11 protein-coding genes are annotated in these 14,081 nt (G+C 37.8%); 4 read left to right on the top strand and 7 right to left on the bottom strand.

The annotated features are described in order from the left end of the window. Nucleotides 1–56: 56 nt before the first annotated feature. On the bottom strand, nucleotides 57–1,469 hold the full coding sequence (locus QNH17_RS29605) for an FMN-binding glutamate synthase family protein (protein ID WP_283876845.1): 1,413 nt from the start codon (nucleotides 1,467–1,469) through the stop codon (nucleotides 57–59). A gap of 44 nt (nucleotides 1,470–1,513) precedes the next feature. After that, nucleotides 1,514–2,932 carry an FMN-binding glutamate synthase family protein gene (locus QNH17_RS29600; protein WP_283876844.1) on the bottom strand — a complete coding sequence of 473 codons (1,419 nt, stop codon included), beginning with the start codon at nucleotides 2,930–2,932 and terminating at the stop codon, nucleotides 1,514–1,516. A 160-nt stretch (nucleotides 2,933–3,092) separates the two neighbouring features. Here QNH17_RS29600 and QNH17_RS29595 point away from each other — a divergent pair, with 160 nt between their 5' ends. Both QNH17_RS29595 and QNH17_RS29590 read left to right on the top strand, forming a co-directional pair. Continuing rightward, on the top strand, nucleotides 3,093–3,839 hold the full coding sequence (locus tag QNH17_RS29595; protein ID WP_283876843.1) for a YqjF family protein: 747 nt from the start codon (nucleotides 3,093–3,095) through the stop codon (nucleotides 3,837–3,839). 110 nt (nucleotides 3,840–3,949) lie between these two features. Continuing rightward, entirely contained in the window at nucleotides 3,950–4,459 is a 510-nt protein-coding gene (locus QNH17_RS29590) for a hypothetical protein (protein ID WP_283876842.1), read from the top strand. 61 nt (nucleotides 4,460–4,520) lie between these two features. On the opposite strand, the gene QNH17_RS29585 is transcribed toward QNH17_RS29590, so the two are convergent. The 5 genes from QNH17_RS29585 to QNH17_RS29565 form a co-directional block, all read right to left on the bottom strand. Continuing rightward, entirely contained in the window at nucleotides 4,521–4,679 is a 159-nt protein-coding gene (locus tag QNH17_RS29585) for a hypothetical protein (protein WP_283876841.1), read from the bottom strand. A 312-nt stretch (nucleotides 4,680–4,991) separates the two neighbouring features. Next, nucleotides 4,992–6,179: an amidohydrolase gene (locus QNH17_RS29580; protein WP_283876840.1), complete on the bottom strand. Its 1,188-nt coding sequence runs from the start codon at nucleotides 6,177–6,179 to the stop codon at nucleotides 4,992–4,994. A 32-nt stretch (nucleotides 6,180–6,211) separates the two neighbouring features. Further along, nucleotides 6,212–7,615 (bottom strand): MFS transporter, encoded by a 1,404-nt coding sequence (locus QNH17_RS29575; protein ID WP_283876839.1) that lies wholly within the window; start codon nucleotides 7,613–7,615, stop codon nucleotides 6,212–6,214. Nucleotides 7,616–7,869: 254 nt separating this feature from the next. Next, nucleotides 7,870–10,212: a helix-turn-helix domain-containing protein gene (locus tag QNH17_RS29570; protein WP_283876838.1), complete on the bottom strand. Its 2,343-nt coding sequence runs from the start codon at nucleotides 10,210–10,212 to the stop codon at nucleotides 7,870–7,872. Between the two features lie 66 nt (nucleotides 10,213–10,278). Continuing rightward, nucleotides 10,279–11,052 (bottom strand): IclR family transcriptional regulator, encoded by a 774-nt coding sequence (locus QNH17_RS29565; RefSeq protein ID WP_283876837.1) that lies wholly within the window; start codon nucleotides 11,050–11,052, stop codon nucleotides 10,279–10,281. A 241-nt stretch (nucleotides 11,053–11,293) separates the two neighbouring features. On the opposite strand from QNH17_RS29565, the gene QNH17_RS29560 reads away from it, so the two are divergent. Both QNH17_RS29560 and QNH17_RS29555 read left to right on the top strand, forming a co-directional pair. Continuing rightward, nucleotides 11,294–12,457, top strand: a complete 1,164-nt coding sequence (locus QNH17_RS29560) for a Gfo/Idh/MocA family protein (RefSeq protein WP_283876836.1) — start codon at nucleotides 11,294–11,296, stop codon at nucleotides 12,455–12,457. Nucleotides 12,458–12,629: 172 nt separating this feature from the next. Next, nucleotides 12,630–14,072: an alkaline phosphatase PhoX gene (locus tag QNH17_RS29555; RefSeq protein ID WP_283876835.1), complete on the top strand. Its 1,443-nt coding sequence runs from the start codon at nucleotides 12,630–12,632 to the stop codon at nucleotides 14,070–14,072. The last annotated feature ends 9 nt before the right edge of the window (nucleotides 14,073–14,081 follow it).

Raw genomic sequence — 14,081 nt, 5'->3', positions numbered from 1 at the left:
ATAGTTCATACTTTTTACAAGTCATTTATGATCTATAGAAAGATAGAGATCTTCGTTTACGATTGTTGCTTGTCTTCCCATGGTCTAAAGGAAAACGGAATTCCAACCATTTTAGCCGTTAATTCATCATAGGAAACTAAATCCTTTTTTGACAACTCTTTTAAAGATCGTTTTCCTATTGCTCTTAATGCCATTTTCATTTCTTCTACACTAGCAGTTAAGAATTTTTCAGCTGTTTTTTCCCCTTCTTCGGTTTTAAATTGATCCTTAAACTTGCCATCATACCATATAGCTTGTGTAGGAGGTTCAAATGGGAGGGCATTCAATACTTGATCATGAGCAAGAGCAAACAACATGGCAGAGCCTAAATATACAGCGTCAGCCCCAAGTGCAAGCACTTTCAAAAAATGACCGGGTACTAAAAGGCCTCCAGAAACGATTAAACTAATCTTTCCCTTCATCTTTCTTTTTTCTAGATGATTCACAGCTCTAACTACCGCATGTAATGTCGGGATTCCAAAGTCATCATATAATATAGGTGGTGCACCGTGCATGGCTGCTTGACCGCCGTCAATTGCTATAAAATCAATTCCCATTAAGATCAAATGATCAATATCTTCTTCAATTTTTCCACCTGCACCAATTTTGGCTCCTATAGGAACACCGCCTGATCTTACGCGAAGCTCCTCCACAAGTAGTTTTAAGTCTATTAGCGTTTGATTTTCATAAAAGTTTTCATAAATGACCGCGTCCTCATTTTCCTTAAGCCCCATTACTTCGCGAGCACGACCTGTTAAATTTTGTGGAGGGATTTTTCTTCCCATTCCAGCTAATGCACCCTGGCCTAATTTAATTTCTATCATGTCTGCACGGTTAAATAAATGTTCTTCCTTTGCCCAATCTGTTTTAGAAAATTGTAAAATATACTTTCCAGCAGCGTCTAATTCTTCGGGTAAGATTCCACCTTGCCCTGAATTAATCGCCGTTCCGGTCTTTTTAGCTGCTTTTGCTAAAGATAGCCTTGCTTGTTCACTAAGTGAAATCCCGTAACCCATGCCACTAATCATAAGTGGAATTTTTATATCCATTGGTTTTTTTGCCTTTGGCCCAATGGTAACAGATATATCTACATCTTCCTCACCATTGACCGGAAATGGTGAGGTCTGTGCAGGGATAAAGGTAATGGGATCCAAATTCGGCCATTTTTTAGAAGAGCCGCCAAGAGGACGATCCAAGACAGTCCCTGTTTCTGCACGAAGGCTATTTTCTATCATATTCTGAATGCCCATATGCCTGAGTCCCGGCATCAACTCCATCACATTTTCTTGATAACTGTCAGATAAAATAATTTTTCCGGCCTTTTTCACTATGAGTTTCATCATCCAGCGCCAGCAGATGAGCATGAATACCAACACGATAAATAATAGGGTCACCATTGTAAAAGTCAGATAAAATAATAGGTTCGGCATAGTCATTTCTCCAATATTCGTACAGTAAATGGGGATAGGCTTTTCTATGATGGTAAATGTCCTTGCTTTTCTTCCCATGGTTCAAAGGAAAATGGAATTCCAATCATTTTGGCGGTCAATTCATCGTAGGAAACCAAATCCCTTTTAGATAACTCTTTTAAAGATCGTTTTCCCATTGCCCTTAATGCCATTTTTATTTCTTCAATACTTGCTGTTAGAAATTTCTCCGCCGATTTTACGCCTTCTTCAATCTTAAATTGATCCTTGAATTTCCCTTGATTCCAAACAACTTGAGTGGGAGGTTCAAATGGAAGGGCATTTAATGATTGAGGGTGTGAGACGGTAAATAACATAGCTGATCCTACATAGACTGCATCCGCTCCGAGGGCGAGTACTTTTAAAAAATGGCCGGGTACTAGTAGCCCGCCAGAGGCAATTAAACTAATTTTTCCCTTCATGCCTCTCATTTCTAAATGATTAGCCGCCCTTACAATCGCATGCAGAGTTGGGATTCCAACGTCATCAGATAAAATAGGAGCGGCACCGAGAGTTGCTGCTTGTCCTCCATCAACCGCAATATAATCAACACCTATGTAGATTAAATGATCAATATCCTCCTCAATTTTTCCGCCAGCCCCTATTTTTGCCCCAATGGGGACACCCCCTGTAATTCTCCGTAGCTCATCAGCAAGTTCTTTCAAATCATCAAGCGTTTGGTTTTCAACAAAATTATCATAAATCACGGCATCTTCATTTTCCTCTAAACCCATCAGTTCACGGGCCCGGCCCGTTAAATTTTTAGGAGAAATTTTTCCGCCTGTCCCAAATAAAGCTCCCTGTCCCAGCTTAATTTCAATCATATCGGCCCGCTTAATTAAATCATCTTCCTTTGCCCAGTTTGTTTTGGAGAACTGTAAAATATATTTTCCACCTATATTTATTTCCTCAGGTAAGACGGCCCCTTCACCGGAATTAATAGCAGTTCCAACATTATTAGCAGCATTAGCTAAGGAAAGTCTCACTTCTTCACTGAGTGCGATTCCATAGGCCATTCCACTGATCATTAACGGGATTTTTATTTCCATTGGTTTTTTTGCATTTGGACCAATGGTTACTTGCACATCTACATCTTCTTCACCGTCAATTGGAAATGGTGTTGTTTGGGCAGGGATAAAAGTAATCGGATCTAAGTGCGGCCATTTTTTTGAAGATCCCATCGGGCGGTGGAGGACGTCACCTGTTTCTGCACGCAGGCTATTTTCAAGCATATTTTGAATGCCCATATGCCTGAGTCCCGGCATCAATTCCATCACGTTTTCTTGATAACTGTCAGATAAAATAATTTTTCCCATATGCTTCACCATCAGTTTCATGAACCAACGCCATCCAAAAAGCATGAATATAAAAGTGGTAAAAATAATTGTTACCATTCCAAAAGTTAAATAATAAAAAATATTCTCCATAGTTATTGCTCCATATTCCGCATAGTTAATAATAAAACCAACTAATCTTAGTATAGTCAAAAAAAGGAAAATATTATAAATCAAGATAGTATTTTTAAAATCGTATTAAATTATCAATTTACTCCAAACTATATACATATAAAAACAGGGGGATTATTGGATGAATATAATGAATGATATTGGTCATCGTACTTGGCCATTACCCTCAAAATACTGGATTATGCGGCAAACTTGGAGAAATTTATTATTTTTACATTGGCCAATTCCAATTAATTTACTACGGCCACATATTCCTTCTTCTTTACAAATTGATACTTTTAATGGATCCGCATGGTTAGGTGTCATTGTATTTGTTTTAGAGGGAATCTTTCCTCGTGGCTTATCATCTATTTCCCTTACATCCAAATTTCCAGAAATAAATGTAAGGACATATGTTACATGCGATGGAAAACCCGGTATTTATTTTTTATCTATTGATGTTGGGAACTGGGCTTCATTAAATCTTGCAAAAAGGTGGTTTCATTTACCCTATTATCCGGCACAAATTTCTTTTCGAAAAGAAGGACAAACCTTCCATTTTCATACTAGTCGGAATGGTAATTTTAATACTCCTATATCATTTAAGGGGAATTACATTCCGGTATCGGAGGTTTATTTTCCAAAGGAAGGAACGCTAGATCATTGGCTCACTGAGCGGTATTGCCTCTATAGTTCGAATAATGGAGTAAACGTTTATTGCGGTGAAATCCACCATCAGCCTTGGCCCTTGCAAAAAGCAGAAATACAGATTGTCGAGAATACCCTTTTTTCTCCATTTCATTTTGAACTTTCACATGTTACTCCAATAGCTCATTTCTCCTCAGGGGTTGATTCGCTAATGTGGAATATTAAGAAAAAACGAATCTAGTAAAACAATTCAAGGGAAAAGCATTAATTATGTATATTTTGAATGGTGAGGATAAATTATATATTTATGGAAATTATTACTGTAAAATATCAATTCGAGGGTGGAACTCAATGGTTAAGTATAAAACGAAAGTCGCATTTTCTTTAGCCACATTAATTCTTCCGTGGCTTACCGTTCCTTTTATGGGGAAAAGAAGTTTTTTTAGGTTTTTACCTGTAGCAAGTTTTGTCAATTTAGTTTTAAGCGTATTTAATCTAATTTGTTATAGGAAAAAATGGTGGGTCACTAAAAACCCTATATCTCCTGGTCCTATTGATTTTACATATATATTGGGTCCCTATTTTGTAGCCACACTTTGGATTTTTAAATTAACATTTGGGAATTTTCCCAAGTACTTACTTACAAATATGGTATTGGATGTAATTAATGCTTTTCCATTACCTTACATAGGAAAAAAATTCGGAATTGTTAATTTCATAAAGATGAAACATTCCACTTGGTATTTTATTTGTGTATTCTTAGCAATCATTATTTATGGTTTTCAGTACGTTGTAGAACAATCAATTAGGAAGGCAGGCATTTTTTCCGGAAGAGAGCATGGTGGTTTAGACAACAGATAAAAAAAGGACAAGTGGTTAGAAGGTCAATTGACAACTAACAACTTGTCCTATTTTAAATAGTTTAAGCTGCTTCCTGCTGGAAACAAGGATCATTGAAGTATACAACTTCAGAAAGAATTTTACTGCCTTCCATATATTTAAAAGCCTCTCTTGCTGCATCTTCAGTTTCATATTCAAACATAGAAATATCTGAATCTAAGTAACGAGTGATTATCCACATAAAAAATTCCTCCTATTTTTGAAAATCATTTCTGTCCTACAGACAGACGTCTTGGCTAAAAGATATATTTGTTTAACCTCAAGGATGATTTAGCATGATGAAATCCGCACTCTAGAATTTAAAAAAGTAATCTTTCATTTGCTCATACCAATCATAATTCAATAATGGAAAAAAATAAAATGCTATAAAATTATAATTACAAATAAAAAAAACTTATATGGGAATATTTGGGTTATTATGTGAAAAATGGTGCCTGTCACCACCCATATTTTGTCGAATTCATCGGCATTATTCGGGTGGTGACAGGCACTGTTAATTAATATCGTAATATCCACAAACTACTGTTCCAACAGCCTTTGCTGCTACTAAAAGAGCGTCTTCATCTATATCAAATTTAGGATGATGGTTGAAGTATGGTTTTTCAACCCCTTTTGGTGTGCAGCAAATGTAGAAGAAACAAGCTGGGAATTTTTTTGCATAATGTGCAAAGTCCTCTGAGGGAGCCATTGGTGCAAATTCTCGAACCTCCACAATGTCTTGATCGTTTGCATTTTTCAAGTAAGAAACGACTAATTCAGTCACTTCAGGATCATTATAAAGTGGTGGATAGTCTGGTGCATAGGTCAAGTCGCAGGTAACATTGAATTCTTCTTCAATTCCTTTTGCAATGCGGCGAATTTCTTGTTCAATCGTTTTCCTCGTTTCTTCAGTCATCGCGCGGACGTCGCCTTCGATTTCAACGCTATCTTTAATGACATTAAAGGTTCCTTTTCCATCAAATGAACCGATTGTTACTACACCCATATCAAATGGATTTAACCGGCGGCTAACCACTGTTTGAATAGCTGTAACAAAGTGAGCACCCGCAACGATGGAGTCATTTGCCAAGTGCGGTGAAGAACCATGTCCGCCAACACCTTGCACTTTTAATTTAAAGTAAGCCCGGCCCGGGAATACGTACCCGCTGTTATACCCTACTAAACCAGAGGGTCCAAGTGGTAATAAATGAATACCGAAGATATTGTCTAAATCATCTAATAAACCAGATTCAATCATGCCGATGGCACCACCTGGTGGTACTTCCTCGGCAGGTTGGTGAATAATTTTAATTGTACCAGCTAGTTCATCCTTTAATTGAATCAAACAATCTGCCAAAACTAACAGGTATGCTGTATGCCCATCATGGCCGCAGGCATGCATAACACCTGGATTTTTCGATCTAAACGGTACATCTGTTTCTTCTTCTATGGGAAGTGCGTCAAAATCTGCTCTCAGCCCAATGGTTTTCCCTGGTTTCCCGCCTTTAATGGTGACAATCAATCCATGGCCTCCGCCTACTTTTGTATCCATATGAACATCTTTGCCTTTATAAAAATCCTCAATGTATTGGCTGGTTTTTTCTTCTTGGAAAGAAAGCTCGGGATGTTCATGCAAATGACGGCGTATCTGAATGATTTCTTCTTTGCGTTCTTCAAGCATTTGCATTAATTTACTTTTCATTGTCAATTCCCCCGCTCATAATGATTGTTTTCCTATGCGGCATGATCTTCTTTTGCAGCATAATCTTCTTTACCGGCATTTTTAGGAACCATGAAGATAATCGAAAGAAGGGCTAGTACACCAAAGATCACGTTTGTAATAATACCCCATGTTGCACCTGCCTCCAGATTATGGGCAGACATGGTGGTATAAACAGTTGCAGAAATAGCTACCCCAAAAGAGCTTCCCAGTGAACTTGCCATTTTATAAATACCAGCGGCTTCACCAACTTTATTTGATGGAGCGTTTGATACAGAAGTATCAGTAGATGGAGTCGCATAAATTCCAAGACCAAGACCGAATAAGGCGTAACCGATAAATACCATAATGGTATAGAGTAAATCGGGTAAAAATGTTAAACCCATTACGGCGACACCAATTGTTGTAATCATTGATCCCCAAAGCATCGGTTTTTTAGCACCAATTCTTTGTAAAATTTTCTCACCGACACGAATCATCGCTAACACTGCTACTAAGTAACCAAGTGATAACATACCGGATTGGAAAGCACTAAAACCTCGGCCTACTTGTACATACGTATTGGCAACAACCATTGTACCTGCAATCGCATTTAGCAAGAAGTTTGAGAAGGTTGCCCCCGTATAGGGTTTGTTTTTAAATAATGAGAAGTCGATTAGGACAACTTTTTTACTTTTTTCTACTTTAAAGAAGATGATAGCCCCAACAATCGTCACTGCAGCTAGAATAATGGAAATAGGACTTGTCCAACCTAAATCAGAACCGAAGGTAATTAAAACGTTTAATGCAAGCATGACAATAATAAAGAGCATTAACCCTACAAAATCGAATTTGAATTTCCCTGAAGTTTCTGCTTTGCTTTCAGGCGTATCTTTCATTAAAAATAAGCCGAGAACGGCAATCACGATAGAGAAAATGAAGATCCATCTCCAACCTAAGTAGGTGGCAATTAAACCACCAGCAAATGAACATACGCCAGATCCACCCCAAGAACCGATAGACCAGAAACTAAGTGCACGTTGACGATCTGAGCCTTCATAATAAGATTTGACTAAAGCAATCGTTGCAGGCATGATACATGCTGCTGAGAAACCTTGAATAATACGGCCAATAATGAGAAGAGCTGCACCATTTGCGAAAACTAAACATAGAGAACCAATAATACTTAAAATCAGTCCGATATTGGTAATCTTCTTTCGGCCGATTTTATCCGCTAAACCACCCATTGCTACAATAAACAAACCAGAAAATAATGCCGTTAAACTAATACCAATGTTTAATGTACCAAGGGAAATTCCTAAATCTTCTTGGACTGCAGGGACTACATTGACTAAAGATTGAGCAAATAGCCAAAATGTGAGGACACCAAAGACAATCCCTGTGATTAATTTATTTGTTCCTTTATAGTTGTTTTCCATGTTTCTACCTCCTAAGTAGAACTTTTCGGTTATTTTATAATTCCAAATAAGAATAGATGTTAGAACATGAAAAGATTAGGAAACTACCGGTGTTTGTTCTTTTCGTTGATTATTATAAAACAAAGCCCCCATTTATAAGGAGGCTTTGTTTGCTGTATTTTTTCCATTCCTACATGAAATTCTTAACACTTGGAAATAGGAGATAAAAATGTACGGTACTTTTTTTACCTTAGAGTGTCCCGTGTCCACTAAAATTAGTAGAATACCTTTCGTATTTCAAAAAAGTGAATGGCATTGACAGTTAAGTATGAATACATGGTCCATTCCCCGTCAATTGTTTCATCAAATACTTCCAATGATGGGTGACTTGAACGTGTAATATAGTCAATAATTTCCCGATCAATCCCATATTCACTGTTGTTTTCCCACCAAAGCTTATATAATGCACCATGATTTTTATCAAAAATAAATTTCCGAATTTGATATTTCCCGCTAGGAATACCGTTAATCGTTACTCTCATTTCTTTCATTAATTTCTGAAGAAACGAATCTTCAATTGATAAAAAAGGGTTGATAATCGTTGAGTTCATTAGAACAAGCTGATAACCTAATTCGTTTTCTGTCATAATAAATAATGGTCCTCTAGCTATGATATTCCCGCGTAATCTGTTGAAAAATGACATAGCGAAAAATACCGGCCGTTTACCTTTAAAATAATGGAACAACTCCATTCCTTCTAATGGAATACTATTCATATCCAAACTCTTTTCATGTGTCTCCGTGTTGATCCAGAAACCGAGCGTTTCAATCGAATCTGAAATACTAATCGCATCGTTAAAAACTAAAGCTCCGCGAAAAAAAGTGCCATTAGTATAACGGGTATTTCCCGAAATCGTGTTCCAAGTAATTAAATGAAGAGGTTTCTCGATGGAATAATGCTTTAAATATCGTTTTAATTTCTCCGTCTTTTCTTTAATGAAATCTTTTGCTAAATCAAAGCTCGAGTCGTCTAGTTCTTGATAATCAATGATTTCATGTGTATTTGCTTGAAATGCAATAAAATCAAGATATTCACTTTGATCGAGGACCCAAAGAAAATGACTGCTTATAGCAGCTTGTTTAAATGAGAAGGGTAAAAGAACGCCTATTCTAAGGGTAGGCATCATGGATTTTAGTAATCCGTGTATTTTAAAATAAAAAAGTTCTAGTTCCTTCTGATTGGAGTAGTTATCTATAGCGTCATTAATCATGATGCACCATGATTCTACATAACTGTATCCAAACACTGTTACACAATGTTTAAAGAATCTCTGTAATTTTTCCAAATAGGCTTCTTGTTCAGCAGCAATCGGGTTATATCTAACATGAACATATAAAGATAAATGATTGGCTTTTAAAAATTCAATCGCCGCATCTGAATTATAATAAGGTGATGTAGTTGGAATTAATTCATCCGTTTCTACATCAGGGGCAATGGTTCTTCCCGTTAGCAGTTTATGTATCCCAATATACTTTATTTGTAAATCCTGTTTTGCTAATAATACTTGATTTCGTACGCTTTCTTTCTGCAGCTCCCTAAGTTCACCAATCATTAAAAGATTGTCAGGATGATGTAATTTCCGTTTAGGTAGAGAATGGATATCAATCGTTATGGACTCAAAATTTGTTTCAATATCACTAATCGTTTTTGTATCTTCACCTTTTGCAATTAAAAGTCTAAGTTTTATTAAAATTTCAGGTGAACTTAAAAGTGTTTCTTTATCTTCAAAATGATAAGTTTGGACGATTTTTACGTGTTCCTTCGCATTTTTTTCACGGTATAAAAAGGGCGTTTCCCCATAGACCTCTTTAAATAAATTGGTAAAGGCTTTTGAGTTAGGGAACCCATGCTTCAATGCGATATAAGTAATGGAATCTTTTGTGTATAATAAATCCTTTAAGCTGTGTTTTAAGCGAATATTCATCATATATCGGGTAAACCCAATCCCTAATTGCTTTTTAAAATAACGCGAAAAGTAACTAAAAGATAAATAAAACTTATTAGCAACTTCTTCTAATGTAAGCGGGTCATCATAATGCTGTTCAATGAATGCTAAAATACCTTTTAATCGCTCATCCTCCACATGTACATCGACATCCATTACTGCATCTTCTTTAAATCTCCGAATCAAGATAAGCAAAATTTTAGCAATCCGTTCACTCATCTCTAGTTTATACCCTTCTTCTTTGCGAAGATGGATGACCATTATCTCAGCTAGAAGTTTCCGTAATTCTATAATCGTCTTTTCTTTACCTCTATCAATTTGTGGAGAAAATAAATTGAAGGTATGGAAGCGATATTCGGGATAAAAGTGGGTTATAAATGAATCTGGAATACTTATTTTCAGTACAGTATTTTTATTGATACCGCGAATCTCGTAAGGTTGGTTACGATTAATGACAAATAAGTGATCGACATGTAATTGGTGCATGGATCGATCTGTTTCAACAGTTAGTTCACCATCTAATACAAGGAGAATTTCAAGGCCAGAGTAAATCGTTGTGGATGAATATTCAATATTCTGTATACGTAGCTGAATATCACTTATAGATGGCATTTTTTTCCCCTCCTAAGCATTAGTTTTACTATCTGAACTAAGTTTTATTACAGTAATGGGAGACCTTCATTTTTTGTTTTTAAAGTGCTGATTGATAGTTTTACAAGTTTCGAGAAGGGCAGCCGCTAGCTTTTCTTCATTACCATAAAAGCGAGTAGATGGAAGCGGAATGGAGACAGCACTTAAATTTCCCATACTGTCATTAAAAGACGCACCTACTGCACAAATCCCATCAATGTGCTCTTCCCTTGCAAATGTAACTCCTATTTTACGAACCACCTCCAGCTCCTTTAACAATTCATCCCGACTCGTAATGGTATGAACAGTATAATGTTGCAGGTGTTCAGGTAATAGTTTCGCCACCTCTTCTAAAGGCATGGAAGCGAGTATGGCCTTTCCGTTTGCCGTGCAATGTAAAGGGAAAGATGCACCGGGTTGGGAAGTTGCCTGTAACGGGTGCGGAGCGATAATTTGATCGACAAAAAGCACCTTACCGTTATCCAAAACGGATAAATCTACCGTTTCATTGACTTGCTGCGAAAGTTTTACTAAAAATGGTCTGATTTCTTCTCTTAAATCACTGTGAACAGCGGAAGCCAGCATGGCGATCTCAGGTCCAAGCCGGTAACCGCCATTAATAGAAGCTGCCGCCACAAACCTCTCCTGTTCTAGTGTCATAACAATTCTTTGAACCGTAGACCTGGCCATGCCTACTTCTTTTGCAATTTGCGATAAGCTCATTCCTTTTGGATGAACTCTAAGAGTCCTCAATATTTTAGCCGCACGAGAGATCACCTGAACATTAGATGATTTAGTTTGTTCTAGTCTGTCGTTGTTCATGAGTATGTACTCCTCCATCATTTTCTCCATTTTATAATAATAGCTGAAAGTATCAAAAGTGAGCTATCTATTGACAAATGATTTTAGCATTCATTATTATAGAGTTAACCATTATATGATACAAGTGTACCACTATGTGGTTAATAAGTAAATTCGCTATTCGCAAAATTAATGAAAATACCCAAATGATTTCTTTATATAAACTGTTAAACAATACGTCAAAAATCGATGGGGAATTTAGATGAGTTTAGTTAAAGTTGGTGTAATTGGGATAGGAAATATCGGTAGTTTACATGTTCAAATGTTGCATCAAGGGCAAATTAAAGGAGCTGTGTTAACGGCGGTTTGCAGCAGTAATGAAGGCCGAAGAGCATGGGTTAAAGGAAATACAAATGAAGCTGTAAAAATTTTCAAGGAGGAAGAGGCCTTTTTCAATGAATCAGGAATCGATGCTGTACTGATTGCAACACCGCATTACAGTCATCCGGAATTAGCCAAAAAGGCCTTTGCAAAGGGGAAGCATGTCCTTATCGAAAAACCGGCTGGCGTCTATACCAAAAATGTACTGGAAATGAATGCTGCAGCGAAAGCTTCTGGGAAAAAGTTTGGCATTATGTATAACCAAAGGTCAAATTCGCTGTATCAAAAAATTCGAGATCTTATTCAATCAGGCCAACTAGGGGAATTAAAAAGGGTGAATTGGATTTTTACGGATATGTATCGTCCACAAAGCTATTATGATTCGAGTAAATGGAGGGCGACATGGAACGGAGAAGGCGGGGGTGTTTTATTAAATCAGGCACTTCACCATATCGATGTTTTGCAGTGGACAACGGGGGTTATGCCAAAGAGCATCCGTACAATGAGCATTTCTGGAAAGTATCATGATATTGAAGTGGAGGATGATGTCACTGCATTTTTGGAATATGAAAATGGAGCGACAGGCGTAATTATTGCTTCAACTGGAGAGGCACCAGGTACGAATCGCTATGAGATTGTTGGGGACCGTGGGAAAATTGTCGTTGAAAATGAGGACCTTGTTTTTTACCAATTAACACAATCTGAGCGTGAGTTTAATTCTTCTTATAAAGGTGGATTCGGCCAGCCTGAATCCCAAAGAATCAAAATTCCTGTAAAAAGTGATAATGCCAATCATGCAATCATTATTCAAAACTGGATTGATGCAATTGGTAAGAATTCACCCTTACTTTCACCAGGTGAAGAGGGTGTGAAAGCACTCGAAATTTCAAATGCCATCTATTTATCCTCATGGTTAAACGAAACGGTAGTCTTGCCAATTGATCCAGACCTTTTTTATGAAAAATTGCAAGAAAAAATCAACTATTCAACATTTGTGAAAAAGAATGTAACTAACACTACATTAGATGTTAGAGGGACACATTAGCACAGGAAATCAACAATTTATTAAAGTCATTTTTATTTAGCCCTTTAGAGTATTTTTACAATTCTTTAATCATATTTACCTAATCCTTACTTAATTTCCATTAATCCTTAAAGATTGCTAGTTACACTATAAATAGTTAGACAAAGCATAAATAAGGAGGAATATTAATTTTATGGAAAATCAAGTATCTAATAATGGCATGAATCGACGCAATTTCTTAAAAGTGGGTGGAATGAGCACGCTTGCCCTTACCCTTGGATCAACAGGAGTGTTAGCACTGGGTTCAAAAGCATTTGCGGATACGACCAATAATCCAACGAGTGGTTTTGGCGGGTATGGTCCTTTGGTACCGGATCCGAATGGAATTCTTGATCTTCCAAAAGGATTCCATTACAAAATTATCTCTGAAGAAGGCGGTCAACTGACAAACGGCGGAAAAATTCCTGGCGCTTTTGATGGAATGGCAGCTTTTGAAGGACCTAATAATACGACCATTCTTGTTCGTAATCATGAATTAAGCAATGGTGCAGCAAATCCTGTGATTGGCACCAAGCCATATGATGCTGCATCTGCAGGGGGTACAACTGCTCTAGTTGTAGGTCCAAATCGAAACGTCATTAAAGAATATGTAACCTCTTCAGGTACCATTCGAAATTGTGCAGGAGGGGCAACACCTTGGGGTACTTGGCTGACTTGTGAAGAAACACGTACCGCGACACATGGATATGTATTCGAGGTGGACCCGCAGCAGCCGGAGAATGAAATGTCGAGAACCCCAATTAAGGATATGGGACGCTTTTCTCACGAAGCCTGTGCGATTGATCCGGCGACAGGATATGTTTACTTGACTGAGGATGCATCCCCAAGTTATTTCTACCGTTTCATCCCAAATGACACCACCCAACAAACGGGTGCCCTGCAAAAAGGCGGCAAGCTTTATGCGGCGGCGATTGAAGAGGTGGCTGGCCCATCAGCAAGCACCTTTAAAACAGGACAAACATTTAAGATAGTCTGGAAGGAACTAGATCCTCATTTATGCCGTGAGGATGCCAAGGCACAAGGCTGTATTGAATTCAAAAAGTTAGAGGGAGCGTTCTTCCAAGAGGGTGTTTTTTGGTTTGATGACAGCTCTGCCGGCGAAAAAAATCTTGGACGTATATATCGCTATATTCCCCACACGAATACCTTGGAGCTTTTCTATGAGGCAACAGATGCAAAAGATATGGAATCTCCGGATAATATTTCCATGACCCCATGGGGCGACCTTTGGTTCGTAGAAGATGGAGCAGGCGACGACCGACTTATGGGGATTACACCTGAAGGCAAGATCTATCCTTTTGCACATAATCGTCTCAATGGATCTGAAATGACAGGCCCTACCTTCTCGCCAGACGGAAACACGCTTTTTGTTAATATTCAAAGCCCGGGCAAAACCTTTGCTATCTGGGGGCCATTCCAACGTCACAACGCGGCACGTGCAAGGGAAATGTCCTACGCTACTCCTTCAAAGCAATTTGCACCACAAGTTTCTGACAAGCTGGTTGCATTTGCTGAGCAAAATGGGATGTCAGTTCTTGAAGCCGCAGCATTTGAGCGCCACGGACTCAAGATTTAAACTTTATAG

Source organism: Neobacillus sp. SuZ13 (genome assembly GCF_030123365.1).
Taxonomy (GTDB): Bacteria; Bacillota; Bacilli; order Bacillales; family Cytobacillaceae; genus Neobacillus.
This window is presented reverse-complemented; position numbering and strand designations above follow the sequence as displayed.

What these genes read in the sequence shown, in the direction of transcription:
- QNH17_RS29580 (WP_283876840.1), bottom strand. Translation starts at nt 6,179, where the DNA reads ATGAAAAGTAAATTAATGCAAATGCTTGAAGAACGCAAAGAAGAAATC.
- QNH17_RS29555 (WP_283876835.1), top strand. Translation starts at nt 12,630, where the DNA reads ATGGAAAATCAAGTATCTAATAATGGCATGAATCGACGCAATTTCTTA.
- QNH17_RS29570 (WP_283876838.1), bottom strand. Translation starts at nt 10,212, where the DNA reads ATGCCATCTATAAGTGATATTCAGCTACGTATACAGAATATTGAATAT.
- QNH17_RS29560 (WP_283876836.1), top strand. Translation starts at nt 11,294, where the DNA reads ATGAGTTTAGTTAAAGTTGGTGTAATTGGGATAGGAAATATCGGTAGT.
- QNH17_RS29595 (WP_283876843.1), top strand. Translation starts at nt 3,093, where the DNA reads ATGAATATAATGAATGATATTGGTCATCGTACTTGGCCATTACCCTCA.
- QNH17_RS29590 (WP_283876842.1), top strand. Translation starts at nt 3,950, where the DNA reads ATGGTTAAGTATAAAACGAAAGTCGCATTTTCTTTAGCCACATTAATT.
- QNH17_RS29565 (WP_283876837.1), bottom strand. Translation starts at nt 11,052, where the DNA reads ATGAACAACGACAGACTAGAACAAACTAAATCATCTAATGTTCAGGTG.
- QNH17_RS29575 (WP_283876839.1), bottom strand. Translation starts at nt 7,615, where the DNA reads ATGGAAAACAACTATAAAGGAACAAATAAATTAATCACAGGGATTGTC.
- QNH17_RS29600 (WP_283876844.1), bottom strand. Translation starts at nt 2,932, where the DNA reads ATGGAGAATATTTTTTATTATTTAACTTTTGGAATGGTAACAATTATT.
- QNH17_RS29585 (WP_283876841.1), bottom strand. Translation starts at nt 4,679, where the DNA reads ATGTGGATAATCACTCGTTACTTAGATTCAGATATTTCTATGTTTGAA.
- QNH17_RS29605 (WP_283876845.1), bottom strand. Translation starts at nt 1,469, where the DNA reads ATGCCGAACCTATTATTTTATCTGACTTTTACAATGGTGACCCTATTA.